Genomic DNA, 26633 nt, shown 5'->3' on the forward strand with positions numbered 1-26633 from the left:
CGCTTGTACAACGGACACAGAGAATAACTGAAGCGTCTTGACGAGACGCAATGGTCATGGGCGAGTGGCCGACCATTGCTACAAAACATCAGAGGAGACCAGACACATGAAGTACCATGCATTCATGCACACAGTCCGCAAGGGCTTTGTTCTCGCTATTGGATCGACCGCAATACTTGCTGCATGTGGAGGAGACGATAATACGGCATCGTCTGCGGCGACCACGACATCACCAAGTAGCCCGAGCGCGCCAAGCAAGACTCCTGCCGAGTTGTGTGCGGGTTTTCAAAATCTCGAGATTCCCGCTTCGGCGATAGGTCTTCCCACAACTGGCGCATCTGTATCCAGCGCGACCTTGGTAGCGTCAACTGAAACCGGCAACCAGTCGGGCGAATATTGCAAAGTGTTGGGGAAGATTCATCCGGTGGATTTTCAGGCGCCTGATATCCGCTTTGAAGTGGACCTTCCGAGCAACTGGAATGAAAAGTCCGTTCACTTCGGTGGCGGTGGCCTGGACGGTACCATTCCGGCAACTGCCAGTTTCGCTAGCTCCGCGCTCACTCTCACGGAGCGCACCGGAACCAAGACGCCGTTGGCACGGGGCTTCGTGACCCTCGGCAGTGACAGCGGGCACCAGGGAACCTTTTCTGAAGGCGTGTTCTTGCAGAACGATGAAGCTCTGGCGAACTACGCCGGTGAGCACGTCAAGAAGACGCACGACGTCGCTGCGTTTCTGGCGCAAAGCCGCTATGGAAAATCCTTCCTTCACAGCTACTACATTGGTGGTTCGGGAGGCGGCCGACAAGGCCTGGTGGCCGCCCAGCGATATCCAGCCGACTATGATGGCGTAATTTCAACTTACCCGGCCTCCGAGCTTCTGGGCCTCTCCTTTGCCATGGGACGGGTCTCGCAGGCCTCGCTTGCACCTGGAGGATTTATTACATCGGCGAAGGCGACAGTTCTTAAAGCGGCTGTGATGGCTCAATGCGATGCGCTGGACGGCGCAACAGATGGTCTCATTAGCAACCCGTCGACCTGCAACTTCGATCCGTCGACATTGCGGTGCCCAGGGGGGGCTGATACAGGCAATACCTGCTTGTCTGACGCACAACTTAATACCGTCAACACTATCGCTACGCCGTTGACGACCACTTTTGATTTCGCTAACGGCATCCATACGATCCCCGGTTACAACATCCTCGCCGGGACCGACTTCTGGAACGGCCTCGTGGCGCCTCTGGGTCTGTCCCCAACAGAGGCCTTGGCGGATCCTGCCTCGGGCCAAGGATCGTTCTTCTATGCGTTCCCATATGCGCTTGTGAATTTTGCGATTTCCCGCACCCAACTTGTAGACTTCATGTCGTTTAACTTTTCCAATCCCGGCACCCTCACGGCGCGGACGCAGGCGGTCAGCAACATGATGGATGCCACGAGCACCGATCTGGCCACCTTCAAGGCGCGGGGCGGAAAGCTGATTCTTCAGCACGGGCAGTCCGACCAGTTCATCCCTGCCCAGATGTCAGTTGATTACTACAATCGTCTTTTGACACGATATGGGCAAGCGACCGTTAATGAATTTGTGAAATTTTATCTGGTGCCAGGGGCGGCGCATGGCTTTGGCGGACAATTTGGGGGGGCCTATGACGCCCTGACTGTCCTTGACAACTGGGTGACAAGCGGTAATCCGCCCAACCAACTCGTCGTCACGGATGCGAATGGGCCGACAGCCAACCGCACGCGTCCCCTTTGCGAATATCCAACGTGGCCAAAGTACGTCAGCGGCGACGTGAATTCCGCGACTAGCTTTACCTGCGCACAATAGCGACGAAAGCACGTTGACGATACCTCCACGGTGCTACATTGCGGCGCCGGCATTCATGCCGTCCAGCTAGCCGCCAATGGTTGTTCGAGGTCTCCAGACCTTTGTCACATGGCGTTAGGGGTAGTGCCAGGCATCTTTAATTGGAGGGGCGCAGGGCCTAAGAACGGAGCGAACTTTGCGCAGGTTTTACGGGTGGGCCGAGGAGAAGCGTTTGCTCCAAAGCGCCGGACCCACCCCTTTTCGCTCCCACCTAGCCCACCGCTGTCAGCCTTGCGTCACAAGCCTATACCGTTCGGACTATCGGTGTGCAGACTAGATCCTGAGATCCGCGACGACTCGTCAAAATGCAACCGAGCTGCTTCGACCTCGGGCAACTTGGCAAGCGTCCATTCGTGCAGCGCTCGAAACGGTTGTTGCAAGGTTCGGCCAAGCGGAGTGATCTCATACTGCACCGCCACCGGCGAAAACGTGATGACGTGCCGCGAGACCAGGCCATTACGTTCAAGCCGCCGGAGGCACTGCGTGAGCGCCTTCTGCGTCACCCCCTCAAGTCGACGCCTGATGGCGTTGAAGCGCTGCGGCCCGTCATCGAGGACGGCCAGAACCATCATCGACCACTTATCTGCGATCTGGTCAAAAAGCGCCCGGCTAGGGCAATCCGACGAGAAGCATTGCGGCTTTAATTCGAGCACTGGAGGTTTCCTCTGATATACCTAGGCTACTAGTGGCGCCTAATTGAAATTTGATTTACCAAATATACTACATGCCCTCCTGACGCAATAGGGTTCATTTCGATGTCAATCCTGATACCAACCGAGTGCCGCCCACCCTCGCCGCGGGGCAGAGGGTCCGAACTGCGCAGGTTGGGCGAAGAAAGTGAAGGGAGTCGCCACAATTGGTGTTGGTTCAGTTGGTCTGGACAGGACGTCACTAGCGCCTATGCCGACATGGGTTCAGCCCCGTACCCTGACAGTAGGTATCCTCAGACCTACTAGGGCGATCAAGAGTGCCTAATTGACACTAGGTTTGTTATTGATACCATGCCCATTGTCACCTTGAGGAAAAACGGTCCGAGCCGTCACCCTCGTTCGCCACGCTTGCTGGCGGTTTGCAACCCGTCAATAGTCATCCGACAGGAGGCACTTCTTTGATTAAACCGTGGGTGAGCAATCGTTGAGCGCGAGTGGACACCCATAGATTGAACATCTCAGGAAAGAATGAAAAACTCAAAGCTTTTAACTGCCGTGGGCAACGAAGATCTCTCCTTCAAGAATCGAGTCTTCATGGCACCGATGACAAGAGGTCGATCCAAGGATCAGGTTGCCAACGAATTAACTGCGACCTATTACGCGCAGCGCGCATCGGCGGGTCTTATTTTCTCAGAAGGCACTCAAATCAGTCCCCAGGCGGTCGGATGGGCGAATACCCCCGGAATTTATGCTCCTGAGCAGATTGCGGGTTGGAAGAAGGTAACCCAGGCTGTTCATGAAGCCGGTGGTCTTATTTTCGCCCAGCTCTGGCATACCGGAAGAGCATCCCACCCTGATTTTCATGGTGGAAAACTCCCGGTCGCACCATCGGCAGTCCCCTTCCATAGCCAGGCGTTCACGCCAGAAGGCGTCAAACCGTCTGTGACACCACGCGAACTGACAATCGATGAAATCAAGGCCACCATCGCAGACTACGAAAAAGCTGCACAGGCCGCGAAAGAGGCGGGCTTTGATGGTGTCGAGGTTCATGGTGCCAATGGTTACCTGCCCGCCCAGTTTCTAGAGGACGGCCCAAACAAACGAACAGACGATTATGGCGGCACCATTGAGAAGCGAGCTCGGTTCCTGCTTGAGGCCACCGACGCTGCAATAAAGGTCTTCGGACCGGCCCGCGTCTCGGTCAGGCTTTCGCCCCGTATTCCGTACAATGACATGGGCGACTCCAATCTCGAGCAGACCTACATGTTCGCGGTGGAAGCGCTGGAAAAGAAAAAGATTGGAATCCTGCATTTCATGGAATCTGCGACCCTACCGGAAGGTCTGAAACCGCTGGCGCCCGAGGCTCGAAAGCGTTTCTCAGGGCTTCTCGTATTAAACGTTGGCTATGATCAGACGTCCGCGGAACAGGCGCTGCAAGCTGGCTTGGCCGATGCAATTACATTTGGGACCCTGTTCATAAGCAACCCTGACCTGCCGCAACGCTTCGGCTTGGATGCGCCTCTGGCCACCTCGGACACCTCTACCTACTACAGCGGTTCCGAAGAAGGCTATATTGACTATCCTCCGCTGGCGTAGCCGACATCCTGGCTCCAGACTCAGGAGAACTATATAGATCGAAGCGGAATCGGTTAGCTGAGGTTTCCTAATCTTTCTCATCTTGTTCCGTCCAGCTCTACGCTTTCGCACCCCGGCGACGGACAAGCCTGCATCGCACTCGTTGCCTAGGACAACAATCCGAGCTGGGAACACCTCTGCGAGGGGCTGTCGGAGTTGGCCACCTTGCTTGGCCTGCCGCGGTGCCGCGCCATCCGCCTAGTCCAGCGAACCGGTTCGGCCCAAGGATTCTGATCACGGCCCTGGCGCGAGCCGGCGAAGGCGCCTTGCCCTGATCCGGTGGCATAATTGGCTCAGCGTTATCGATGACTTCGCACTTTCCTGGTGCGAGCAGAGCGACGAGTAGCCTGGCATGCAAGATCTTTTGAATCCCCAGCGTGTTCGCATCCGGCGCCGCGGCGCCGACAAGCATCCGCTTATTCTCAAAGCTGCGCGGGACCTGGTTTCACGGTCGGGATTTCGCGAGGCACAGATGACGGCTATCGCTGATGCCGCGGGCATCGCCATTGGCACGCTTTACCGCTACTTTCCCTCCAAGACCGAGCTCATGGTCGAAGTCGTCAAGACCACGGCGCAACGGGAAGTGGATGTGGTCGCAGGCATCGCCATGGGCGACGGGACTGCGTGCGAGCGGCTCGGTGCGGCCGCCTGGACCTTCGCCAGTCGTGCCTTGCGAGGTCGCCGGCTCGCGCACGCGCTGGTTGCTGAGCCGGTAGAGCCAGAGGTGGAGGCTGCAAGGCTGACTTATCACCGTGCGCTGTCCAGGGTATTCAAGACGATCATCGAGCAGGGCGTTGCCGGGGGCGAGTTTCCAGCCCAGGATGTTGCGGCGTCGGCTGACTGCATCGTCGGCTGCCTGTTCGAAGGGCTCGTCGCGCCGCTGAGCTCCGAACCCCGGCCAGATACCGCGCCGTTGATCCCGCAGGCGGCAACCATTATCACTTTCTGCCTTCGCGGTGTTTCCGGTCGCCCTTTGCGTTTCCCGCCCTAGGAGTGCGTCGTTCGCGGCTCATGCAGGCATGTGCGACACGCCTTTCACATAAAATGAACCTCCGTTTCACTTACGGTAAACTATCGACGCACACGATTTGTGGCTCTTGCGCCGCAAATCTTCCGGATGATCCCCTTTTGTTAGGATTTTCCCTGCCTAGCTAATCCTTGACAGAGGATGGGACGCGCCGTAGTCTTAAGTGAAATCACAATTTCACTTAAGACTGCGGCAGCCTGACCGGCGCTGAATGCAAGGAGACACGCATGCACACTCAATCGTGCCACCCACGCAAGAAAGGAGTTGTCATGCAAACGCTGTCGAACCCGCATCGGGAACGATCCGTTACCCCCGAATTTCTCCTGCGCACGCGCTCGTCCCGCTCCGCCTCATTAGAATCCTTCGTCGAAAGCGCTACGTGGTTTGCTGGCTTGACGGCCGAGGAACAAGCCAGAGTGCAGGCCGACGCCTACGAGCGCCAATATCCCGCCGGCGGAGTGGCTTGCCATCGTGGGGACCCCGCCGATCACTGGCTGGCCGTGATCGAAGGCATGGCGAAGGTCGACACCGCATCGGCCTGCGGGCGGGCTATCACGTTCGCCGGCGTTCCGGCCGGATCATGGTTTGGTGAGGGGGCGGTCCTGAAGCGCGAGCCGCGCCCATATTCGGTAGTTGCGATCAAGGAGAGCCGCGTGGCCTTTGTGCCCCGTGCGACTTTCCTTTGGCTCCTTGACCGCAATCCCGCCTTCAGCCGCTATGTCATCGACCAGCTCAATGCCCGGTGCGGCTACTACGTTGGCCTGGTCCACAACCTGCGCCTGCATGAAGCTGCAGCTCGCGTCGCATTCTGCCTGGCCGAACTGTTTCACCAGCAACTCTACCCGTCCACCGACCGGACACTGAGCCTGTCTCAGGAGGAAGTCGGCCGTCTGTCCGGCCTGTCAAGGCAGAACACCAATCGGGCGCTTCGCGAACTGGCCGACGCCGGCATGCTTGCCATGGAGTATGGCTCCATACAGATCCTCGATCTCGAAGGGCTGCGGCAGTTTGCCCACATCGGTGACTGAAGGCCGCCGCAGGGGCTCCCGTGACGCGCGCTGGAAGACAAATGGCGGCGCGCCACGTTGCCATTGATGGCGTCAGACCAGTTCGACTGCCACAGCGGTAGCCTCACCGCCCCCGATACAGAGGCTTGCAATACCTCGCTTGCCACCGATTCTTCGAAGCGCACCAAGCAGCGTGACGAGAATTCGCGCGCCCGAAGCGCCGATAGGATGTCCCAATGCGCACGCCCCGCCGTGGACGTTCACCTGGTCCCGATCCAACTTGAGATCATGAACAGCCGCCATTGCGACCACTGCGAAGGCCTCATTGATTTCCCACAGATCGACATCGGCGGTCGCCCATCCGGCGCGATCCAGGAGCTTGCGAATGGCATCAATCGGCGCCGTCGCGAACTTGGCGGGCTCCTGGGCATGGCTCGCATGACCGACGATCCGCGCGAGGGGGCGTACGCCCATGCGCTCGGCGACGGACTGGCGGGTAAGCACCAGCGCCGCGGCGCCGTCCGAAATCGAACTGGAGTTTGCTGGCGTCACGGTGCCATCCTGCCTGAAAGCGGGCTTCAGGGTAGGAATGCGGCACAGGTCGGCCTTGAGCGGCTGCTCGTCTTCCCGGACCGTCGCACTGCTCTTGCGCCCCGTGACGGTCACCGGCACGGTCTCCCAGGAAAAGTGCCCCGCCTGAATGGCCGCCTGCGCGCGCAGCGTCGAGAGAACCGCCCACTCGTCCTGTGCATGCCGGCTGAAGCGATATGCGTCGGCGCAATCTTCCGCAAACGTTCCCATCAACCGGCCACGCGTATCGTCGCCATAGTGGTCCTCGAGGCCATCGAAGAACATGTGGTCAATGAGCTTGCCGTGGCCAAGCCTGTATCCCGCACGCGCTTTCGGCAACAAGTACGGCGCGTTCGACATCGACTCCATGCCGCCTGCCACCATGAGGTCGTTCGATCCAGCAAGAAGGAGGTCATGGGCTAACATCACCGACTTCATGCCCGAACCGCAGACCTTGCTGATCGTCGTGCATGGCACGCCAAGCGGCAGGCCTGCGTTGATGGACGCCTGCCGCGCCGGGGCTTGCCCAAGTCCGGCGGGAAGGACACATCCCATCAGCAGTTCCTGGACCGACGCGGGATCGATCTTTGCCCGCTCCACGGCGGCCTGGATGGCGGCGCCCCCCAGCTCCGGCGCTGTCAACGATGCCAACGCGCCCTGGAAGCCACCGATCGGTGTGCGGGCCGCGGACATGATCACCACGGGATCGTTTGTGTTCGTCATGCCAATCTCCTTCATTTTGCCGCCATGCGGATTGCGCCATCGAGACGAATGACTTCGCCGTTCAGATATGGACTGCCGATGATGTGTTTCACAAGGTCCGCGAACTCCGTTGGCCGTCCCATACGCTGTGGAAAGGGCACGGCGTCCCCAAGCGCCTTTTGCACTTCTGCCGGCATACCCAGTAGCATCGGCGTCTCCATGATTCCCGGCGCGATTGCCATGACCCGGATGCCGAAGCGCGCCAGCTCGCGGGCCAGCGGTAACGTCATGGCGACGATGGCGCCCTTCGAGGCGGCGTAGGCGGTCTGCCCAACCTGGCCATCGAATGCGGCAATGGAGGCCGTGTTGACGATGACGCCCCGCTCGCCATCCGCCAGCGCCTCCTGACCGGCCATAATCTCCGCCCCAAGGCGCAGCACGTTGAAGGTGCCACCGACGTTGATCTGCATGGTCCGGCTGAAAGAAGCCATGGCATGCACCCCGCTCTTGCCAATGACTTTCTCAGCGGGCGCCACGCCAGCGCAGTTGATCACGCCGCGCAGTACGCCCAATCGCGTTGCGAATGCGTACATGCCCTGCACGCTTTCTTCGTCCGTGACATCGGTCCGCACGAAGGCGCCGCCTGATGTTTTGGCGACAGCTTGGCCGGCATCCGCATCGCGGTCCGCGATCACGACTTTGGCGCCATTTTCGGCAAGGGCATGTACCGTGGCAGCGCCCAGCCCAGATCCGCCGCCCGTCACTATAAAAACATTGTCCTGAATTTGCATATCGGTAAATCGGTAAGAGTGGTTTAGTGATGAGTGGACGACCGTACATCCAGCGAGGCGAGCGAACTACCTTGTTTCGTCCGCACGGAGGCGCTGCGGCGGTGGTCGACCAGCGTGACGGCAAGCGTTCCAATCACACCGGCAATACCGATCGCAAGAAAGTTCTGCTCAAGCGGCAGCTTCATAGCGACCAGCATCCCAATCAGCACCGGTGCCACGATGGCGCCAAGACGGCCAATTCCCGAGGCGAAGCCGACGCCGGTCGATCGAATGGAGCCGGGGTAAAACTCGCCAGCGTATGCGTACGCGAGCAACTGCGTACCCAGCGTCGATGCGCCGACGACGAAGACAAGTACGAAGAGCAGCTCAGTAGCCTTCGTGTATCCCATGAGGGTGAGCGACACCGCACCGGTCGCGTAGAAGGCCACCAGTACATGCTTGATGTTGAACTTGTCGCCCAGCCACCCACCGCCAATCGCCCCGCATGCTGCCCCGATGTTGAACACCAGCACGAAGTTCAGCGCCGATCCGAGGCTGTAGCCAGACATCGCCATCAGCTTAGTCAGCCACGAGCTGAGCGAATAGACCATGAAAAGCCCGGTGAAGAACGCCGTCCACAGCATGACAGTGCTCAGCGCACGGCCATCGGCGAACAATGCCTTGACGGGAGCGTTGGACGCCATCGCTTCCTGCGGTACGACAAGACGATCGTCATCGGCGATGCGTAGCTCCGGCGCGATCTTCTGTACAACACGCCGGAGTGCCTCCTGCCGATTCTTCTTGGCGAGGAAGGCCATCGATTCCGGCATCGTCCACAGGATGAACGGAATGAAGAGGACCGGCAGGCCCGCCACCAAAAACACGGCCGGCCATCCGTAGGCGCCGATGAGCTGCTTGCCGGTCAGGGCGACCAGGATGCCGCCGATGGAATAACCGGCGAATACGATCGTCACCAATCTCGCCCGCACCTTGCCAGGGGCAAACTCTCCCATCTGGGCAGTGACCACCGGCAGGACACCGCCGATCCCCAACCCGGCGAGAAAGCGCATCGCGCTGAAACTGACCGGATCGCTGGTCAGGCCTGCAGCGGCAGTGAACACACTGAACAGCCCCACGCAGATGCAAATCGACAGCTTGCGACCAATCTTGTCGGCAAGCGTCCCCAGGTAGATAGCGCCCAGCATCATGCCGAACAGAGCCGAACTGGCCATGAATCCGGCCTTGGTGGCGTCCACGCCCATTGCCTTCATGATCGAAGGAAGTGCAGCGCCGACGACCGCCAAGTCATAGCCATCGAGCACGAGAATCACCACACACCAAAACAGGATGATGCCGTGAAACCCGGAGAACCGGGCGTTCTCTGCAACCTTTTGCACATCGATATCTTTTTTCATCGTCTCCTCCATGCGTGATGGATCAAGTCATTGTTGTGAAATCTTCGGTCAAGCGCGTTCCAGGCCGTGGAAACAGGTGAAGCTCGACACCGGCTCGCGCTCGGACACGAGTGTGTTTTCCACGCGGCTCTCGTCTGCGTAGCCGAGGCTCATTCCCACCAGGAACTTCTCGGTTGGCGCCAGGGAAAGCTGCTGTTCGATGATCGTGTGGTACTTCATGAACGCCGCCTGCGGGCAGGTGCTTAAACCGTGTGCACGGGCGACCACCATGATGTTTTGAAGGAACATCCCGTAGTCAAGCAGGCTGCCCTCGCTCATCACTCGGTCCACGGTGAAGAGCAATCCGACCGGCGCATCAAAGAACAGGTAATTGCGGCCATGCTGCTGCTGCATCCGCGACTTGTTGCCTTTTTCGATGCCAAGCAGCCCGTAGAGCTGCCATCCCAATGAACGGCGACGGTCCACATACGGCGAGACCCACTGCTCCGGGTAGTAGTCCCATTCATCGGAATGGCTGGTGGAAAGCGCAGGATCGTCATCGACGCGCCGGATCGCTGCGCAAAGGCGTTCCTTTGCCTCTCCGGCAACCACGTGGACCCTCCACGGTTGAATGTTGACGCCTGTTGCGGCGTAGCGAGCCACGTCAAGGATCGCTTCAATCGTTTCGACCGGGACCGTCTTCTGCAGGAAGGCCCGCACGCTGCGGCGGGTGACGATGGCCCATTCCACGGCCTGACGAATCGTTGCCAACTCGCCAGGCGGCGACGCCAATCTGTTTGCTTTCGCTTTCACTTTCACTTTCGCTTCCCTTCTCACCAGCTCACACGAGCGTGTGGGAAGGAGCGTAGTGCCGGCCCAGAGTTCTCACTGTCACGTAGCCGACAATCGCGTCAGATGGCTGCGGATGCTTCGAGCACGGCATTGTCCTGTGCAAGACATTGTTTGCGCGCCATGAGCGGTATCGTCACCCACTTAAGCACCTAAGATCAATCGCTGGCGGAGCACGCCCGCCAGCCTCGAAAATCTGCAGGAGACAACGCATGAACACGAACATCTACCAGGTCGGACTGGATCGCCGCGCCGCGAACCACATGCCGCTCACCCCCCTGCACTTTCTTGACCGGTGCGCCGAGCAGTATCCGGACCGCACCGCCATCATCCATGGCCCCGCTCGCCAATCCTGGAAGGTAACAAGGGAGCGTTGCAGGCAACTGGCCAGCGCGCTGGTCAAGCGCGGCGTCGGCCGCGGAGATACGGTGTCGATTCTGGCGCCAAATACACCCGCAATGGTCGAAGCCCATCACGGCATTCCGCTTAGCGGTGCCGTGCTGAATGCGATCAACTGTCGCCTGGATGCTGACGGCATTCGGTTCATCGTCACGCACGGAGAATGCAAGGTGTTGTTCGTGGACCGTGAGTTCTCGGCACTGGCTGCCGAGGCCTTGCAAGGCTTGCCGAATGCGCCACTGGTGATCGACATTGCCGACGCGCTGGCGCCGGCGGGCGAACCGATCGGCGCAATGGAGTATGAGCAATTCCTGCGCGAGGGCGACATCGACTTCCCCGGAGTCTGGCCCGATGACGAGTGGAATGCGATCGCGCTGAACTATACGTCCGGCACGACATCCGACCCCAAGGGCGTGGTGCCTAGTCATCGCGGCGCATATCTCATGAGCATGTTGCAGCTGACAGACTGGGGAATGCCGCGCGCGCCGAAGTACCTGTGGACGCTCCCCATGTTCCATGCGAACGGCTGGTGTTTTTCATGGGCCGTCACGGCGGCCGCCGGCACCCACGTTTGCCTGCGCAAGGTGACCGCTGCCAACATTTTTAGTGCAATCGAGGCATACGGTGCGGACCATTTCTGCGCCGCGCCGATCGTGCTTGCGTCACTTGCCACCGCGACGCAGGAGGAGCGCCGTCCCTTCTCGCACGTTGTGCGTATCCGCACCGCTGGGTCTCCGCCGCCTGCAAGCGTGCTCAAGGCAGTGATCGAGCAGGGCTTTGACGTCGAGCATGTGTATGGCATCACCGAAGCGTCGGGAACGCCGGTGAGTTCGTACGCGAATCCCGCATGGAATGAAAAGTCCGGCGATGAGAAGGCCCGCTTGATGGCTCGCCAGGGCAACCGCGCCGCAGGCCTCGAAGGGCTCCGTGTGGCCGACCCGGACACGATGGAATCGGTCCCCTGGGACGGCACGACACAGGGCGAGTTGCTCTTGCGCGGCAACATCGTGATGAAAGGCTACCTGAAGAACCCCGAGGCCACCGAGGCGGCTTTCGCCGGTGGGTGGTTCCACACGGGTGACCTCGCCGTCGTGCATCCGGACGGGTACGTCCAGATCACCGATCGGTCGAAGGACGTGATTATTTCAGGCGGAGAGAATATTTCTTCGGTCGAGGTCGAGGACGTCCTCCACCAGCATCCCGCCGTGCTGATTGCCGCTGTCGTGGCGCAACCTCATCCCAAATGGGGCGAGTCGCCGTGCGCGTTCATCGAACTCAAGAACGGTGTGGCAGCGCCGACGGAAGCTGAGATCATTGCGTTCTGCCGCAGCCGTCTGGCCCACTACAAGTGCCCGACCAGGGTTGTGTATGGGGCGTTACCCAAGACGGGAACCGGGAAGATTCAGAAGTATCGCTTGCGTGCGTTAGCGGGCAGCCGGGAAGCGATCACGGAACTGGCTGCCAATCACACAGATTGAGGGCACTGTCCGCGATCTACGATAGTCAGCTGCGTCGCTCTTCGCTCGTCGCCATTCGGAGCATCAGTTATTCGCCATCTGGCCCGCATGACTGATGCAGATTTTCCCGAAATGTTGGCCAGTAGCCAGGTAATCCATGGCGTCTCGCAATGCTTCGAACGGAAATACGCTGTCGACGACCGGGCGCAGCCGTTGTCCGGCAATATGTGCCGACATGGATTCGAAGTCCGCCCGGCTTCCGACGGTAATGCCTTGTAGCCGAACATGGCGCGTGACAACCTGGCCGAGAGGAATCCTGGGTTCGGAACCGGAGAGCACGCCGATCATGCTGATGGTGCCCCCCGTGCGAACTGCACGCAGCGACTGCTCGAGCGTCCCCGCTCCTCCGACTTCGATAACGTGGTCAACCCCGGCTTCGTCCGTCATCGCTTTGACGGAGCGTCCCCATTGCGGATCCGTGGTGTAGTTGATGGTCTCATCCGCACCGAGCTCTCGTGCCCGCGCCAGCTTCTTGTCACTCGACGAAGTGATGATCACATGCGCACCCAGCGACTTGGCGAACTGCAAAGCGAATAGCGAAACGCCTCCTGTGCCCTGCAACAGGACCCTGTCTCCCCCCTTCAGTCCCCCTTCAGTCACCAAAGCACGCCACGAAGTGACAGCCGCGGTGGGCAGTGTGGCCGCCTCAAAGTCGCTAAGGTGTGAAGGGACGTGACAAACGCCTTCGGCCGGCAGCACCATGTAGTCACTCATGGTTCCATCCTGTTCGCAACCCAAGCTGGAGAGCATTGTCTCGTTGCTGGGCTTTCCAGCCAGCCAAGTCTGGTAAAAAATCGGACAAACTCGATCACCCAATGCCACTCTTGACACACCATCACCCATAGCGTCAACGATGCCCACACCATCGCTAAGCAGAATCAATGGCAGATCCTGCATTCGCCTACCGTATCCACGCATGGGAATGATGAGGTCACGATAATTCAACGCCGCAGCGCTCATTCTCACTCGCACCTGGCCAGGCCCTGGTGTCGGTCGCGTACGGGTGGCCATTTTGACGTTATCCATGGACCACGCCTGATCTACTTGAAACGCGCGCATCAATTCCACCTCTCTTGTCAGCTCTTCCACTGGATCGTTGAACCGGTACTGTGCCAATTGAACTCAGGACCGCGCCTCACCGATATCGACCTTAATCGACTCTTCTGGTTCCAATAGTGCCCCGCCTGTGTCAGCCTCAATTAAGTCGCGAAGGCTCCTGTACTGCACTCACATCTTTCCGGGCGGCAGACTTGGCTCCACTTCTGCGCATGTTCAGTATCAATGTATTGAGTTCGCCGACTACGCCCATTCGAAAGACTAGCACGCAGCCAATAAACGTCAAACCAGTCACGATAGTCACCGATTCGCCGAGGGCTCCGAACCATTCAATATGCGTGAGATCTGCGAGGAATACACCGATTTCGCCAAGCTTGTTCTCGAGGATGAGAATGATGATTGCACCGACTATCGGCCCGGTGAGCGTGCCAACACCGCCGACCAAGGTCATCAAAACCACTAGTCCCGACATTTGCCAGTGAACATCCACGAGCGTTTCGAACCCGAGGACAAACGCTTTTGTCGCGCCCGCAAGCCCAGTCAGCGCCGCGGAAAGAATGAAGGCAACAAGCTTGTAGCGATCTGCATCGTACCCGAGCGAGATGGCACGAGGCTCGTTCTCCTTCACCGCTCGCAGGATTTGCCCAAACGGAGAATGGACAATGCGGGCAATGAGTGCGAGTGTCAATGCAAAGATGACCAGGACGACGTAGTACATGACCGTATCATCAGAAAGGTCGATCATCCCCATCAGTTTCCCTCTCGGAATTCCCTGCATTCCATCCTCGCCACCCGTGAAGGAAGCTTGAAGGAAGACAAAGTAGACCATCTGCGCCAGCGCAAGGGTAATCATGGTGAAGTAGATACCCTTTCGCCGAATTGCCAGACCCGCCATAAGGAACCCCAACAACGCAGATGCCAACACGCCAAGAACGATCGATCCTTCAATCGGAATGCCCAGGTCCCTGGCTGCGTACCCTGCCATATAGCCAGCTGCGCCGAAGAGCGCGGCATGTCCAAATGAAAGGAGTCCGGTAAAGCCAATTAACAGATTGAAGGCGCAGGCAAACAGTGCGAAGCACATGATCTTCATCAATAACACCGGGTAGATCAGTGAAGGCAGGAAAATGGCGCCGCACAGCGCGATGAAACAGAACGCTATCTTACTCATCGACTACTCCATCAATTCTCTTTACCAAACAGCCCGGATGGCCGTACCAGCAGCACGATCGCCATGAGGATGAAGACCACGGTCGCGGACAATTCAGGGTAGAAAACGCGTGTCAGACCCTCAATTACGCCAAGTCCGAGACCTGTCAGGATCGAACCGATGATCGACCCCATCCCCCCGATGACGACCACCGCAAAGACTGTGATGATCAGGCTCGAACCCATGAGCGAAGACACCTGGATCACGGGCGCAGCGAGAACTCCGGCGAACGCGGCAAGCGCCACGCCAAACGCATATGTCAGCGTGACCATGACTGGCACATTGACACCGAATGCCTCAACGAGCTTCGGGTTCTCCGTCCCCGCCCGGAGGTAGGCTCCAAGCTTCGTGCGCTCAATCACGTACCAGGTACCCATGCAGACCAGAAGTGAGGCTGCCACGACCCATGCTCTATAGGTAGGCAACACCATGAACCCAAGGTTTATGCCACCGGACAGCGCATCCGGTGCGGCATAAGGCTGCCCCGAGACACCGTAGGCGGCCCGGAATACACCTTCCACAACCAAGGTAATCCCAAGGGTCAACAGTAAGCCGTAGATATGGTCTACCTTGTACAGCCAACGCAGCATGGTCCGCTCGATCAGGAGTCCAATAACGCCAACAATGAGTGGCGATGCGAGCAGCATCACCCAATAGTTGATACCAAAGTAATTCATCCCCATCCAGGCGAGGAACGCTCCTACCATGTAAAGCGCCCCATGCGCGAAGTTGATGACGTTGAGCAACCCAAAAATGACTGCCAGCCCAAGCGAAAGCATCGCGTAGAAGGAGCCATTAATGAGGCCAATCAAAAGTTGGCTCATCAGGGCTGGCATTGGAATTCCAAGAATCTCGTCCATCTCATCAGACTCCCAGTAGTTCACCTAGCAACGAGGTCTTTTCATGAAGCTCGCCCGCGGTAAAATGTTCGATGGTTTCGCCATGCTCGACGATGTAAAAGCGATCCGCCAACGGCGCCGCAAAGTTGAAGTTTTGCTCTACCATGACGATGGTGTACCCTTTTTCCTTAAGCCTGAGTATCATGCGCGCGAGAGCTTGAACGATCACGGGGGCCAGACCCTCCGATATCTCGTCAAGAAGAAGTAGCCTCGCGCCGGTGCGGAGAATTCGCGCCACAGCAAGCATTTGCTGCTCTCCTCCAGACAATCTCGTGCCGGGGCTATTTTTTCGCTCCGCGAGGTTCGGAAACATGCCGTAGATCTCATCGATCGACATGCCACGGTCGGATCTCGACAACGTAGGCGGCAGCATCAGGTTCTCTTGCGTAGTGAGACCGGAGAAGATGCCGCGCTCCTCCGGGCAGTAGCCGATCCCCAGGTGGGCAATCCTGTGGGTTGCCATATGCACTGACTCGATCCCACCCACCTTAATCGAACCCCTCCGGCTACCTGTAAGCCCCATAATTGCCCGGAGTGTTGTGGTTCGGCCGGCACCATTTCGGCCAAGCAGCGTAACAACCTCCCCCTTGTTCACCGAGAAGTTGAGCCCGTGCAAAATGTGGGACTCCCCATACCAGGCATGCAAATCGACGACCTCAAGCGCCTTTTCCATCCCCACTCCCCCTGGCGAGCAATCTCGCCCTATGTTCAATGCGAGCCCACCAAGGACCCGCTTGTAGTTCCCATATACGCTTCCATGACCTGCGGAATCGCGGATACCTCCGCATACGTTCCTTCGGCCAGTAGCGCTCCACGCTGCAAGACGGAAATTCGATCGCAGATGCCAGAGACAACATTCATGTTGTGCTCAACCATCAGGATGGTTCGGCCTGCAGATACGCGTTTGATCAGCTCGGCTACCCGGGAGACATCTTCATGCCCCATCCCCTGCGTCGGCTCATCGAGCAGCATCAGCTCTGGCTCCATGCCCAGAGTGGTTGCAATCTCGAGCGCCCTCTTTCGCCCATAGGGAAGGTCTACAGCGATGGCGTCGGCATAAGCGGCGAGGTCAACCTCCTCCAGCAACGCCATGGCGCGCTCATTGAGACGATGCAGTGTGCGATCGCTCTTCCAGAAGTGGAAGGAGGTACCAAGCGCGCGATGAAGGCCGATCCGCACGTTCTCCAGGACCGTAAGGTGGGGAAACACCGCAGATATCTGGAACGAGCGGATGATCCCGTCTTTCGCCAACTGTGCGGGCTTGGCACCGGTGACGTCTCGACCGTTGTACAAGATTGCCCCGCTACTCGGAGCAAGGAACTTCGTCAGAAGGTTGAAGCAGGTTGTCTTGCCTGCGCCGTTTGGTCCAATCAATGCGTGAATATGGCCACGTTGAATCTTCAGATTCACGTCTGATACGGCGGTAAAGCCTTTGAACTGTTTCGTAAGGCTGCGCGTCTCTAGGATGACGTCCATCATCGTCACCTCCCAATCATGAATGTAGGTCGCTCCGTGCAGTGCGGCCGCAGCGATGAGCCGCTCGCGGGTCGGGTTGGCGGTAGGGCCAATCCCGACGCGTTGGGAGCAGGGAGTGATATCTGTCCTGGAATCTCAAGCGCTGGAGGAACTTGGCTCCAACGCGTGCCAGCCTGATCGAAAACAAAAATCGTGCGGAACCACGCTTCGCTCGCGCTTGAGAATAGGCGTCCGGCTATAGGTCTAGCCTTTCTTGAGCAAGGGGCACTTGCTCTGTTCAACCGGAATAGTCACGGTACTCGCGGGCAGCGTCTTCTTGAGTTTGTAGTAGTCCCACGGGTACTTTGACTCCGCAGGACTTTTCACCTGCATCAGATACATGTCATGCACCATTCGTCCGTCTTCGCGAATCTTTCCATTTTTCGCGAAGAAATCGTTAATGGGAAGCTCGCGCATCTTGGCCATGACGTCCTTTGCATTATCGGTACCTGCGGCCTGAACCGCTTTGAGATAGTGCATGATCGATGAGTAGTCGCCGGCATGAACCATATTCGGCATTTTATTCATCTTGTCAAAATAACGCTTCGACCATTTTCTCGTCTCGTCGTTCATGTCCCAATAGAACGGCGTCGTCAGCAGGAGGCCTTGCGCAATATTCAACCCCATCCCGTGAACGTCGGTAATGGTGGTTGCAAGCCCGACGAGGCTTTGCTTTCCACTTCTGGTTACGCCAAACTCCTGGGCGGACTTCATGGCGTTGACAGTGTCAACACCTGCGTTGGCCAGGCCGATAACTTTTGCCTTCGACGCCTGTGCTTGCAATATGAATGAAGAGAAATCCGACGCACCGAGCGGGTGCTTTGCGGAACCGACGACTTTTCCTCCTCCGCCCTTTACGGTGCCAGCGAGTCGGTCCAGCATGAGGGTGCCAAACGCGTAGTCAGCTGCCAGAATGAACCAGGTGTCGCCATTTTGCTCAAGCATCGCCTTCGCGGTTCCGTTGGCAAACGCGTATGTATCTGCAACGTAGTGGACTGTGTTCGGTGTGCATTCCTCGTTGGTCAGCTTCTCGGTCATCGCGGCGGTCACAATCGCGATGCGATTCTTTTCGTATGCGAGCTTGCTTACCGCAATGGCTACAGCAGAGTTCGTCAGATCCGCTACCACGTCTACCTTCTGCGTGTCGAACCATTCCCGCGCTTTGGTTGACGCCGCATCTGGCTTGTTGAGGTGATCGGCAACCACGACTTCGATCGGCTTGCCTAAGACTTTCCCACCGAAATCTTCGACTGCCATCTTGATGGCTGTCACTGCTCCAGGCCCGGAGAACTCGGAGTAGGTGCCAGACAGATCCGTCAACACACCGATCTTGATGACGTCGTCCGACACCTTCGACTGCTGTGAATGCGCCGTATTGACACTCAGCGCGACGCTGATCGCCGCAGCGCCAAACTTGATGTAGCGTTTCATCCTGTCTCCTTATTTTCTTTAGTTCTGTCTCTTCTACATCTTGAACATCTGCACAATCGCAGTGATGTCCTTCGATCCTTCACCCTTCAGACTCAGCAACTGGAAGAGTTGCTTGGACAACGCTGTCATGGGCAGCGGTTGCCTCGTGCCACTCGCTGCATCAAGAGCAAGAGAGAGATCCTTGATCATCAGATCGCAGGCAAAGCCTCCGGAGAAGTCGTTCGATGCAGGCGCACTCTTCACCACGCCGGGGTATGGGTTGTAGACTTCGGATACCCAGCAACGGCCTGAGGACGTATTGATAATTGCGGCCAGCACGTCAGGAGCCAAGCCGAGGCTCACACCGAGGCACATCGACTCGGACACGGCGATCGTGGATACGCCAAGCAGGAGGTTGTTGCAAATTTTGGCCGCTTGTCCGCTTCCTGCAGGCCCGCAGTTGACAATATTCTTGCCCATTGCCATAAGGATTGGCCGGGCTGCAACGAATGCCTCTTCCGTGCCACCGACCATGAACGTCAGCGTTCCTGCTTCAGCGCCCGGGACACCTCCGGAAACCGGAGCATCAATCATCGCTTTGCCGGACGATTGAGCCATCGACTCCAGGTCACGAGCCGTTTGAGGGTCACTTGTGCTGCACTCGATGATCAGCGTGCCGTCCTTGGCATGTGCGAGCACACCGTCCGGCCCGGCAACGACACTGCGTACAATGGCCGGATTGGGGAGCATGGTGATGACGACGTCCACGGCTGCCGCAAGGTCGGCAATCGATCCGGTGGCGATGGCCCCGCGCTCAACGGCAAGGCCGATGGCCTGGGATGAAGTGTCAAATACGTGTACGGCATTCCCGCTTCGCAGCAGGTTGGAAGCCATGGGCAGGCCCATGTGGCCAAGACCGATAAAGCCGATTTTCATAGCGTCTCCTGATCGTTTGTTTTCTATTCGCGTTGGGCGGTATTAGGGATGAAGCAAGATCTTCCCAAAGTGTTTGTCCTCTGCCATGGCGTCTTGCGCGGTCAGTGCTTCAGACAATGGGTAGGTGGCCGCGATGACTGGCACTAACGCCCCGGAGACGAAAAAGGGGTAGACGTCGCGCGCGAACTCCGCAAACAGCGCGGTCTTTTGCTCGATGGTTCGCGTTCTGAAGGAGACGCCGACAAGGCTGATCCGCTTCTTGGCCAGCGTGTCAAGGTCAATCTCGCCTTTCGTGCCGCCAACCCAGCCAACGTTCACAATTCGCCCCCCAAGGGCGACGCATTCGAGGTTGTCCGAAATGACAGGACCGCCGACCATGTCGACCACAACATCTACACCGCGCCCATCGGTGACCTTGAGCACTTCTGTCGGGATATCGTGCTGTCCGTTGATCAAGAACCGATCCAAGCCCAGTTCCGCCAGACGGTCTGCTTTGGCATTGGGTCGTCCCGTGCCGATCACCCGCTTTGCCCCCATTGCCTTCGCAATTTGCAGCGCGGCAATCCCTACCGCAGAAGCGACACCTTGGATCAAGACAGTCTTGCCGGACGAGAATTGACCATTCGTGACAAGTGCGTTATGCGCGGTGGGATACACGGTTGCTACCGCGGTCGCCTGGTCGTAAGTGAACGTTGGCGGCAGACGCAGTGCGACACGGTGATCGATCGTGGCGAGCTCAGCATAAGCGCCCATCGTCATCCCCATTACCTTGTCGCCGATTTTGAATTCGCTGACGGCGGCGCCGACCGCAATGACGTCACCGGACATCTCGAGCCCGGCGATCAAGGGCTTGCCAGCTGCGGGCCCACCGTGCGCAGTGGAACGATGCAGGTCGATGCGATTGATCCCGGCGGCACGCACTGACACCAGGAGTTCGTTGGCCTCGGGTACTGGATCTTCAACGGTTCGGTACTCGAGCGTCGGACGCTCTTGTCCTGCTCCATTCACAATAACAACTGCTTTCATCATTCGTCTCCATTCCTCTATGTAGATCCGATGTTTCCATGGCCTGGGCGGCCTGACGGCCGCCGCGTATGGGATTTACGCGCTGGGATTGAATGCGAGAGAGATAGGCAGTGCGCGTTCGTCAGGCTCGGGCCAGCGTTGCGAGACCGTTTTGATCTTCGTGTAGAAGCGGGCGGCATCCGGGCCGTAGAGGTGTCCTTCGCCAAACTTGGAGCGGCGCAAACCACCAAAATTGAAGTAGGCGGACGGCAGCGGAACGGGAACATTCACACCGATCATGCCGGACTCGACCTCCATCATGAAGCGATGTGCCGACTTTCCGTCGCGGGTGAAGATCACCGAGCCATTGCCATACTCATGCATGTTAGTGATTTCGATTGCCTCCTCGAAGCTTGTTGGCCGCATGATTCCTCGCACGGGGCCAAACACTTCCTCTTTATAAAGGTGCATGTCGGTTGTGACGCGATCAAACAAGGTCGGGCCCAGGTAGAAGCCATTGGGATGGCCGGGAATCTCGATCTCTCGTCCGTCAATCACCAGCTCGCCACCTTCCTCGATACAGCGGGAAATGGCGCGTTCGACAGACGTCCTCGATTCCCTGGACACAACCGCGCCGAAGTCCGCGCTGGCATCGTTGTAGGGTCCGACCTTCAGCGCCTGGATCTTCGGAATGATGAGATCCCGCAGGCGTTCAGCCGTTTCATGGCCCACGGGAAGGAGAAGCGAGACCGCCATGCACCGCTGGCTCGACGACCCAAAACCGGCAGAAACAAAGGCACTTGCTGCAGCTTCCAGGTCGGCGTCGGGCAGCACGACCATATGATTCTTTCCACCTGTGAAGGCCGCGACCCGCTTGTTGTGTGAGGTACCCTTCTGGTAGATGTACTCCCCGACAGTGGTGGAGCCCACGAAGCTCACACCAGCGATTCCCGGGTGCTCGAGAATCGCGTCCACCACTTCCTTGTCGCCCTGCACGACGTTAAACACGCCGTCCGGCAGGCCGGCCTCTTTCCACAGGCGGGCAAATTCGAGCGCCGCGCTGGGTACCTTTTCGGAAGGCTTCCATACGATGGCATTTCCGACAGCGACCGCCATCGTCATCATCACGGCAGGAACCATAATCGGGAAGTTGAACGGGGTAATGCAACCAACGACACCGATTGGTCGACGCATCGAGAAGACCTCAATATCGCCGCCGACGTTGTTCGCATATTCCCCCTTGGCCACATGGGGGGCGTTGCAAGCGAACTCAATGCCCTCAATCGCCCGACCCAGTTCGCCCTTCGCGTCCGGGATCGTTTTGCCGTGCTCGCGCCCGATTGCCTCTGCCAACGTATCCAGATTGGCGATCATCAGCTCACGCAGTTTGTAGATTACTGCCTGGCGCGCAGCATGCGAGGCACGCCCCCAGCGCCGCCCGGCCTCGGTGGCCACCATCACCGCGTGGTCTACGGTCGCGAAAGAGCCATAAGCGCACCGGGCGATCTCTTCGCCCGTGGACGGATTGTGTACGGCGCCGGTACGCGTACGAGGTTCGGAATAGGTCGTGCCGGCGATGAAGTGCTCGATCAGGCTGGACATGGGAAACGTGCCTCCGTGGTTTCTATGGACTGTCGGTCTCGGGCTCCAGTGACACCCGGGCCCTCGGTAGGAGGCATCTTATTTCAGCGTTTCTGCATTTGGTATAAGATAAATTGGAAGATCGGTATCCAAAAATGCATACGCAAGATGACCATGAATCACTTTGATTGGGATAACCTCAGAATTTTCTTAGCGGCGGCCCGCTCACAGTCGGCCTCGGAGGCGTCGCACACGCTCAAGTTGAGCCAGTCGACGATATCGCGACGAATCCAGCGCCTGGAACGCGATACCGGATCGAAGTTGTTCGAACGTAGCTCTCTGGGCCTTAGCCTGACAAGCGCTGGTCATCGGCTCTTAGAGCATGTCGAGAAGCTGGAAAGCACGTTGTCCGCTGTCGAGACAAGCGTGTTCAGTGACAGCCTGGCGTTAACCGGTGAGATCCGTTTGGGCGCCACGGAGGCCTTCGGAACATTCTTCCTCGCACCGCATGTTGGCCAGTTTTGCGCTCGACATCCGGCCATTGCGGTTGATGTTCTCCCAATGCCTCGTTCCCTGAATCTCTCAAAGCGGGAAGCGGACGCTTCAGTGGCCATTGACCGGCCGAGTGCAAACAGCTTTGTGACCTGCAAGCTTTCCGACTACCGCTTGCTGCCATATGCAACGCCCGCTTACTTGGCGGAACATCCTCCAATCCGAGAGGTGGAAGATCTTCAAAGCCATAGATGGATTGACTACGTTGATGATCTGATCTTTTCGCCGCAACAATTCTCACTGCAGAAGTGGTTGCCCTCCAGCAAGCCATTCCTGCGTAGTACAAGCGTCATTGCTCAAGCTCAGGCAGTGAAAACCGGGTTAGGCATCGCCGTCCTTCCCTGCTTTCTGGGCAGCGTGACTGAGGGATTGGTGCCAATTCTCTCGGACAAGGTAGACGTCACCAGAACGTTCTGGCTGGTTGCTCCGCCTGAGCGAAGAGAGGTAGCGCGGGTCAAGGCACTCTGGGACTACATTCGCGAAGTCGCAGAAGTGAATCGGGACTTTTTGCTAGGTCGAACGGCGACCATAACATGGGTGCCATAGTCGTGATTCGCCCGATTTTCTGAGCGTGAGCCAACAACTTCAGCCTGAGGAGCGCGTGACGATCGCGAGCATGAGCTAGAGCCGTTCGAGTGTGCTGGCCATGGCCCGCACACTCGGGCGCTCGGCGGGCATCATCAGCTTTTGTTGAAGATCGTCATTCGTACGACCCGCGCTCATCATTCAAGCGACCATCGCTTTTTGCTCGCATCATTCATGCGAATGTAGCTTTTCAATGCGAAACGAGGTCCCGGTGGCGTTTTGCGCTCGCTGTGCGAGGCAACGGATTTAAGTTGCCAATCCCGTTGAGCCGCCAGTACCCAATCGTTTCGAGCTCGTGAAGTGAAGCAATCGCGGGTCTTCCGCAATTTGTGTGACGACGGCGAACTCGCGTGGAGGACCTCGCCGCCGTCTTTCCCGCCCCACCACCACTCTTCTGCCTGTTGACAAACGTGGGCGAGACCGCCAGCTTCGTCCTGGCCGTACAAACTCACCCGCCTGCGATGGCGACCAGACTATCCGGTCCGGCACGACAAAGCAGGCCGGCTTAACTTGGCTTCAATACCCGCAGCCGTAGAAGCTCGATATTCGCGCGGCCATACATCGGGCGCTTGAGGAACTTGAGCCGGTTGACGTGACCCTCGGTCTCGCCATTGCTCCAGGGCAGCATGACGGCCGCCCGCACAGCCGGTAAGTCGGCTCGCAGGCTCGGAGTAGGCGCCGGCCCGGTTTGGACTAGAACTTGTGGCGAATGCTCATGGATACGCCGGTCTGGTTTTGTCCCGGACCGATTGCACTGCCAAAGCCATTCAGGCCCAGGTTCGAACCCGCTTTGTTCTTCACGTAGCCGACCGTCAGGAACGCATCAGTACGCTTCGAAAAAACGTAGTTGGCGGAGACAACGGTTGCCCAAGGATCGCGCGCCGTATCCTTGTCGTTAAAGTAGTAGCCTGCGGCAGTCAGCGCGAGCGCGGGGAGCAACTGGTAGCGATAGCCCAGCCAGTACACGTCGTTACGTTTGGGGGCGGCAATACCACCGTTCAGCCAGCGGTATCCGACGTAGACATTGGAGCTTCCAATAGCCAGGTTGGCGGCGGTGGCAAACCGCCGATCGCGCTGGCCGGAGTTTTGCCCGACAACGCCTGCTGTGCCGTCTTGCTGCTCGAAGATGGCAGTCACGCCAAACGGGCCAGTGGCGTACTCCACGCCTGCGCTGAACGCGCGATCGCTCTGGGGATCCCCTGGCACTTCGCTCGCGAAGCCGCCCCCAGCCAGGGACGTGCCACGCGCTGCGCTATACACAGCAACGGCGGAGATGGGACCAGACTTTCCAGCAAACTTCACCGAATTGTCGTATCGGCCAACGAAGTTCGGCTCCACGAGCTGCGCGGAGTATTTGCCGCCGAGCATCATCGGATCATAGTTAATCAGCAGATCGTAGAACGCATTCTGCTGCCGGCCGAGTGTCAGGCGGCCCCATTGGTTTTCAAAGCCAACGAAGGCTTGCCGCCCGAAGAGCCGGCCGCCCTGTGAAGAGACGCCGGTATCGAGTTCAAATCCGCTTTCAAGCGCAAATACGGCACGCAGCCCACCGCCAAGATCCTCGGAACCGCGCAAGCCCCAACGCGACCCGGACATGGTGCCGGACGTCACACGCGCGAGGCTGTTGCCAGCAGCGTTGGCGTGCGTAAGGTACTCCAAGCCTGCATCGGCGACGCCGTACAGCGTAACGGAAGACTGCGCCCATGCGGCTGGCGCGACTGCTGCAAGCAAAGCGACAAACGGCAACTTCTTTCTCATGCCCCCTCCTGTTTTGGGTACGCTCACACGTGCCCGTATCTTGTTTCAAAGCAAACGAACCTGGACTCCGGACCGTGACGCCAAGGCGCGGCCATTCCGGTTCGGAAGATACGAACCGGAAGCGTGTAAAGGCGCCAGAAGAAGCTGGCTCGACCTATACCATCTTCTTCAGCGAAGTCTTGTAGGTAGCGCCGCGCTTGACGTAGTCGGCAGCATTGGCGTGCAGGTTCGCGACTTCGCTGTCGGAAAGCTCCCGAACCGCTTTCGCCGGTGAGCCCAGAATGAGCGACCGCGCAGGGAAGCGCTTACCTTCCGTCACGAGCGCACCGGCCGCGACCAGCGAGTCTTCGCCAATCACCGCCTTGTTCAGAATCACTGCCTGGATGCCTATCAGAGACCCGCTCCCCACAGTGCATCCGTGTAGCATGGCCTGATGACCAACGCTGACGTTCGCTCCGATGGTAAGAGGGATGCCGGGATCGGTGTGCAGAACGGCGCCTTCCTGAATGTTGCTTCCCTGCCCGACTTTGATGGGTTCGTTGTCAGCCCGAATGACGGCGCCCGGCCAGATGGTGACGTGTTCTGCGAGTTCCGCGCGGCCAATGACAGTGGCCTCCGTTGCGACGAACGCCGAGTCGGAAACGAAAGGTGAATGTTCGCCGAGCTGATATAGGGACATGCTAATTTCCTGTTCTAGTAATGAGACCAACGACAGTGCTATTCGATGGTGACGTTGGCTTTCCTGACAAGCGCGGCATAGCGTTCGGCTTCGGACTTGAAGTACTTGATCGCAGCTTCCGGGGTGCTCGGATTCACGCTGGTTGCTTGCTCCTCCATGGCCTTCAGGACTTCGGGGCTCGTGAATGCTGCTGCGAAGGCGTCATGGACTCGCTTGACTTCGGGCGGCTTCATTCCTGCGGGACCGATGACTGCAATCCAGCCTTCAACGTTGAAGTTGCGAAGTCCTTGTTCTGCGAGCGTGGGAATTTCGGGCGCAGCGGCGGATCGCTTATCGCTCAGCAAGCCAATCGCGCGAAGACTGCCTGCCTTGAGAAATGGCTGCACCGCGTTGAGTGCAACTACGCCCATCTCGACCTGGCCGCCGAGAATGTCGGTCACCATTGGGCCGGTTCCCTTGTAAGGAATGTGACGCGCCTTGACGCCCGCCTCGAACAGGAACATTTCTCCCGCAAGGTGGAGAATTGTTCCATTTCCAGACGAACCCATATTGAATCCGTCGGGCTTGGCCTTCATGAGAGCCACGAGCTCTTTCATGTTCTTCGCAGGCACCTTCGGATTCACAACCAGGACAAAGGGCACGGCACCAATGATGCTGATCGGCGTGATGTCCTTCAACGCATCGAAGGGCATCGACTTGTAGACACTTGGATTAATGACGTGGTTGTTTGACACAAGACCCAGCGTGGAACCGTCAGGAGAGGCCTTGGCAACTTGTGCGGTTCCTGTTACTCCGCCAGCACCCGGCAAGTTCTCGATCACGACCGGCTGCCCCATGGCTTTGCTGAGCGCGGGACCAGCAGCTCTTGCGATGGTGTCGGTTCCAGATCCAGCGCTCAATGGCAAGATGAGTCGCACTGGCTTGCCGGTCTGCGCAAGGGCGGGAAGGCTAGGCATGCCTGCCATCACCGCCGCAAAGGATGACGTGGCAACGACACAGAGCAATTTGCGGCGGCTGAGCGACGGCCACTGCGTCGAATGAAAAAGCATCAGTTGTCTCCTTTTTA

At 58.4% G+C, this 26633-nt stretch carries 23 protein-coding genes; 6 read left to right on the forward strand and 17 right to left on the reverse strand.

Going from position 1 to position 26633, the window contains the following annotated elements:
• Positions 1-106: 106 nt before the first annotated feature.
• Positions 107-1822 carry a tannase/feruloyl esterase family alpha/beta hydrolase gene (locus AC1RWI_RS01400; RefSeq protein ID WP_492864083.1) on the forward strand — a complete coding sequence of 572 codons (1716 nt, stop codon included), beginning with the start codon at positions 107-109 and terminating at the stop codon, positions 1820-1822.
• Positions 1823-2097: 275 nt separating this feature from the next.
• Here AC1RWI_RS01400 and AC1RWI_RS01405 read toward each other — a convergent pair whose 3' ends face one another.
• The gene (locus tag AC1RWI_RS01405) at positions 2098-2514 is read right to left on the reverse strand and encodes a winged helix-turn-helix transcriptional regulator (protein ID WP_492864085.1); all 417 of its coding nucleotides are present in this window, start codon (positions 2512-2514) and stop codon (positions 2098-2100) included.
• A gap of 525 nt (positions 2515-3039) precedes the next feature.
• Between AC1RWI_RS01405 and AC1RWI_RS01410 the strand changes: the two genes are divergently transcribed.
• From AC1RWI_RS01410 to AC1RWI_RS01420, 3 genes are all read left to right on the forward strand, one after another.
• Positions 3040-4107 carry an alkene reductase gene (locus AC1RWI_RS01410; protein ID WP_492864087.1) on the forward strand — a complete coding sequence of 356 codons (1068 nt, stop codon included), beginning with the start codon at positions 3040-3042 and terminating at the stop codon, positions 4105-4107.
• Between the two features lie 391 nt (positions 4108-4498).
• The gene (locus AC1RWI_RS01415) at positions 4499-5137 is read left to right on the forward strand and encodes a TetR/AcrR family transcriptional regulator (protein ID WP_492864089.1); all 639 of its coding nucleotides are present in this window, start codon (positions 4499-4501) and stop codon (positions 5135-5137) included.
• A 305-nt stretch (positions 5138-5442) separates the two neighbouring features.
• The gene (locus AC1RWI_RS01420; RefSeq protein ID WP_492864091.1) at positions 5443-6201 is read left to right on the forward strand and encodes a Crp/Fnr family transcriptional regulator; all 759 of its coding nucleotides are present in this window, start codon (positions 5443-5445) and stop codon (positions 6199-6201) included.
• A 72-nt stretch (positions 6202-6273) separates the two neighbouring features.
• Here AC1RWI_RS01420 and AC1RWI_RS01425 read toward each other — a convergent pair whose 3' ends face one another.
• Genes AC1RWI_RS01425 through AC1RWI_RS01440 form a run of 4 tightly spaced genes read right to left on the reverse strand, consistent with a single transcriptional unit; the run spans position 6274 to position 10435 of the window.
• Positions 6274-7473, reverse strand: coding sequence for an acetyl-CoA C-acyltransferase (locus tag AC1RWI_RS01425; protein ID WP_492864093.1), 1200 nt, complete (start codon positions 7471-7473; stop codon positions 6274-6276).
• A gap of 11 nt (positions 7474-7484) precedes the next feature.
• Entirely contained in the window at positions 7485-8243 is a 759-nt protein-coding gene (locus tag AC1RWI_RS01430; protein ID WP_043354046.1) for an SDR family NAD(P)-dependent oxidoreductase, read from the reverse strand.
• Positions 8244-8266: 23 nt separating this feature from the next.
• On the reverse strand, positions 8267-9637 hold the full coding sequence (locus AC1RWI_RS01435; protein ID WP_492864095.1) for an MFS transporter: 1371 nt from the start codon (positions 9635-9637) through the stop codon (positions 8267-8269).
• A 48-nt stretch (positions 9638-9685) separates the two neighbouring features.
• Positions 9686-10435, reverse strand: a complete 750-nt coding sequence (locus tag AC1RWI_RS01440; RefSeq protein ID WP_492864097.1) for a nitroreductase — start codon at positions 10433-10435, stop codon at positions 9686-9688.
• 242 nt (positions 10436-10677) lie between these two features.
• Here AC1RWI_RS01440 and AC1RWI_RS01445 point away from each other — a divergent pair, with 242 nt between their 5' ends.
• Positions 10678-12342 (forward strand): AMP-binding protein, encoded by a 1665-nt coding sequence (locus tag AC1RWI_RS01445; protein WP_492864099.1) that lies wholly within the window; start codon positions 10678-10680, stop codon positions 12340-12342.
• Positions 12343-12405: 63 nt separating this feature from the next.
• Here the strand turns inward: AC1RWI_RS01445 and AC1RWI_RS01450 are convergent, their stop codons facing one another.
• The 9 genes from AC1RWI_RS01450 to AC1RWI_RS01490 all read right to left on the reverse strand — a co-directional run bounded on the left by AC1RWI_RS01450 (position 12406) and on the right by AC1RWI_RS01490 (position 22014).
• The gene (locus AC1RWI_RS01450) at positions 12406-13407 is read right to left on the reverse strand and encodes a zinc-dependent alcohol dehydrogenase family protein (RefSeq protein ID WP_492864101.1); all 1002 of its coding nucleotides are present in this window, start codon (positions 13405-13407) and stop codon (positions 12406-12408) included.
• 169 nt (positions 13408-13576) lie between these two features.
• The gene (locus AC1RWI_RS01455; protein ID WP_492864103.1) at positions 13577-14608 is read right to left on the reverse strand and encodes a branched-chain amino acid ABC transporter permease; all 1032 of its coding nucleotides are present in this window, start codon (positions 14606-14608) and stop codon (positions 13577-13579) included.
• 11 nt (positions 14609-14619) lie between these two features.
• Positions 14620-15507, reverse strand: coding sequence for a branched-chain amino acid ABC transporter permease (locus AC1RWI_RS01460; protein WP_043357885.1), 888 nt, complete (start codon positions 15505-15507; stop codon positions 14620-14622).
• 4 nt (positions 15508-15511) lie between these two features.
• Positions 15512-16219: an ABC transporter ATP-binding protein gene (locus tag AC1RWI_RS01465; protein ID WP_492864106.1), complete on the reverse strand. Its 708-nt coding sequence runs from the start codon at positions 16217-16219 to the stop codon at positions 15512-15514.
• A 35-nt stretch (positions 16220-16254) separates the two neighbouring features.
• The gene (locus AC1RWI_RS01470) at positions 16255-17025 is read right to left on the reverse strand and encodes an ABC transporter ATP-binding protein (RefSeq protein WP_043357883.1); all 771 of its coding nucleotides are present in this window, start codon (positions 17023-17025) and stop codon (positions 16255-16257) included.
• Positions 17026-17265: 240 nt separating this feature from the next.
• Positions 17266-18492 (reverse strand): ABC transporter substrate-binding protein, encoded by a 1227-nt coding sequence (locus AC1RWI_RS01475; RefSeq protein WP_492864108.1) that lies wholly within the window; start codon positions 18490-18492, stop codon positions 17266-17268.
• Positions 18493-18525: 33 nt separating this feature from the next.
• Positions 18526-19407: a 3-hydroxyisobutyrate dehydrogenase gene (gene mmsB, locus AC1RWI_RS01480; RefSeq protein WP_043354033.1), complete on the reverse strand. Its 882-nt coding sequence runs from the start codon at positions 19405-19407 to the stop codon at positions 18526-18528.
• A gap of 42 nt (positions 19408-19449) precedes the next feature.
• On the reverse strand, positions 19450-20436 hold the full coding sequence (locus AC1RWI_RS01485) for a zinc-binding dehydrogenase (RefSeq protein WP_492864110.1): 987 nt from the start codon (positions 20434-20436) through the stop codon (positions 19450-19452).
• A 72-nt stretch (positions 20437-20508) separates the two neighbouring features.
• Positions 20509-22014 carry a CoA-acylating methylmalonate-semialdehyde dehydrogenase gene (locus AC1RWI_RS01490; protein WP_492864112.1) on the reverse strand — a complete coding sequence of 502 codons (1506 nt, stop codon included), beginning with the start codon at positions 22012-22014 and terminating at the stop codon, positions 20509-20511.
• Positions 22015-22167: 153 nt separating this feature from the next.
• Between AC1RWI_RS01490 and AC1RWI_RS01495 the strand changes: the two genes are divergently transcribed.
• Entirely contained in the window at positions 22168-23091 is a 924-nt protein-coding gene (locus AC1RWI_RS01495) for a LysR family transcriptional regulator (RefSeq protein WP_043354030.1), read from the forward strand.
• A 732-nt stretch (positions 23092-23823) separates the two neighbouring features.
• Here the strand turns inward: AC1RWI_RS01495 and AC1RWI_RS01500 are convergent.
• The 3 genes from AC1RWI_RS01500 to AC1RWI_RS01510 all read right to left on the reverse strand — a co-directional run bounded on the left by AC1RWI_RS01500 (position 23824) and on the right by AC1RWI_RS01510 (position 26616).
• Entirely contained in the window at positions 23824-24888 is a 1065-nt protein-coding gene (locus AC1RWI_RS01500; protein WP_492864114.1) for a porin, read from the reverse strand.
• A gap of 154 nt (positions 24889-25042) precedes the next feature.
• Positions 25043-25567: a gamma carbonic anhydrase family protein gene (locus tag AC1RWI_RS01505; RefSeq protein ID WP_043354024.1), complete on the reverse strand. Its 525-nt coding sequence runs from the start codon at positions 25565-25567 to the stop codon at positions 25043-25045.
• 38 nt (positions 25568-25605) lie between these two features.
• The gene (locus AC1RWI_RS01510) at positions 25606-26616 is read right to left on the reverse strand and encodes a Bug family tripartite tricarboxylate transporter substrate binding protein (RefSeq protein WP_043354023.1); all 1011 of its coding nucleotides are present in this window, start codon (positions 26614-26616) and stop codon (positions 25606-25608) included.
• Between the last annotated feature and the right edge of the window lie 17 nt (positions 26617-26633).

This window comes from Cupriavidus sp. MPR-AND1C, assembly GCF_058809705.1.

What these genes read in the sequence shown, in the direction of transcription:
- AC1RWI_RS01400 (WP_492864083.1), top strand. Translation starts at nt 107, where the DNA reads ATGAAGTACCATGCATTCATGCACACAGTCCGCAAGGGCTTTGTTCTC.
- AC1RWI_RS01410 (WP_492864087.1), top strand. Translation starts at nt 3,040, where the DNA reads ATGAAAAACTCAAAGCTTTTAACTGCCGTGGGCAACGAAGATCTCTCC.
- AC1RWI_RS01415 (WP_492864089.1), top strand. Translation starts at nt 4,499, where the DNA reads ATGCAAGATCTTTTGAATCCCCAGCGTGTTCGCATCCGGCGCCGCGGC.
- AC1RWI_RS01420 (WP_492864091.1), top strand. Translation starts at nt 5,443, where the DNA reads ATGCAAACGCTGTCGAACCCGCATCGGGAACGATCCGTTACCCCCGAA.
- AC1RWI_RS01425 (WP_492864093.1), bottom strand. Translation starts at nt 7,473, where the DNA reads ATGACGAACACAAACGATCCCGTGGTGATCATGTCCGCGGCCCGCACA.
- AC1RWI_RS01430 (WP_043354046.1), bottom strand. Translation starts at nt 8,243, where the DNA reads ATGCAAATTCAGGACAATGTTTTTATAGTGACGGGCGGCGGATCTGGG.
- AC1RWI_RS01435 (WP_492864095.1), bottom strand. Translation starts at nt 9,637, where the DNA reads ATGAAAAAAGATATCGATGTGCAAAAGGTTGCAGAGAACGCCCGGTTC.
- AC1RWI_RS01445 (WP_492864099.1), top strand. Translation starts at nt 10,678, where the DNA reads ATGAACACGAACATCTACCAGGTCGGACTGGATCGCCGCGCCGCGAAC.
- AC1RWI_RS01450 (WP_492864101.1), bottom strand. Translation starts at nt 13,407, where the DNA reads ATGGATAACGTCAAAATGGCCACCCGTACGCGACCGACACCAGGGCCT.
- AC1RWI_RS01455 (WP_492864103.1), bottom strand. Translation starts at nt 14,608, where the DNA reads ATGAGTAAGATAGCGTTCTGTTTCATCGCGCTGTGCGGCGCCATTTTC.
- AC1RWI_RS01460 (WP_043357885.1), bottom strand. Translation starts at nt 15,507, where the DNA reads ATGGACGAGATTCTTGGAATTCCAATGCCAGCCCTGATGAGCCAACTT.
- AC1RWI_RS01465 (WP_492864106.1), bottom strand. Translation starts at nt 16,219, where the DNA reads ATGGAAAAGGCGCTTGAGGTCGTCGATTTGCATGCCTGGTATGGGGAG.
- AC1RWI_RS01470 (WP_043357883.1), bottom strand. Translation starts at nt 17,025, where the DNA reads ATGATGGACGTCATCCTAGAGACGCGCAGCCTTACGAAACAGTTCAAA.
- AC1RWI_RS01475 (WP_492864108.1), bottom strand. Translation starts at nt 18,492, where the DNA reads ATGAAACGCTACATCAAGTTTGGCGCTGCGGCGATCAGCGTCGCGCTG.
- mmsB (WP_043354033.1), bottom strand. Translation starts at nt 19,407, where the DNA reads ATGAAAATCGGCTTTATCGGTCTTGGCCACATGGGCCTGCCCATGGCT.
- AC1RWI_RS01485 (WP_492864110.1), bottom strand. Translation starts at nt 20,436, where the DNA reads ATGATGAAAGCAGTTGTTATTGTGAATGGAGCAGGACAAGAGCGTCCG.
- AC1RWI_RS01490 (WP_492864112.1), bottom strand. Translation starts at nt 22,014, where the DNA reads ATGTCCAGCCTGATCGAGCACTTCATCGCCGGCACGACCTATTCCGAA.
- AC1RWI_RS01495 (WP_043354030.1), top strand. Translation starts at nt 22,168, where the DNA reads ATGAATCACTTTGATTGGGATAACCTCAGAATTTTCTTAGCGGCGGCC.
- AC1RWI_RS01500 (WP_492864114.1), bottom strand. Translation starts at nt 24,888, where the DNA reads ATGAGAAAGAAGTTGCCGTTTGTCGCTTTGCTTGCAGCAGTCGCGCCA.
- AC1RWI_RS01505 (WP_043354024.1), bottom strand. Translation starts at nt 25,567, where the DNA reads ATGTCCCTATATCAGCTCGGCGAACATTCACCTTTCGTTTCCGACTCG.
- AC1RWI_RS01510 (WP_043354023.1), bottom strand. Translation starts at nt 26,616, where the DNA reads ATGCTTTTTCATTCGACGCAGTGGCCGTCGCTCAGCCGCCGCAAATTG.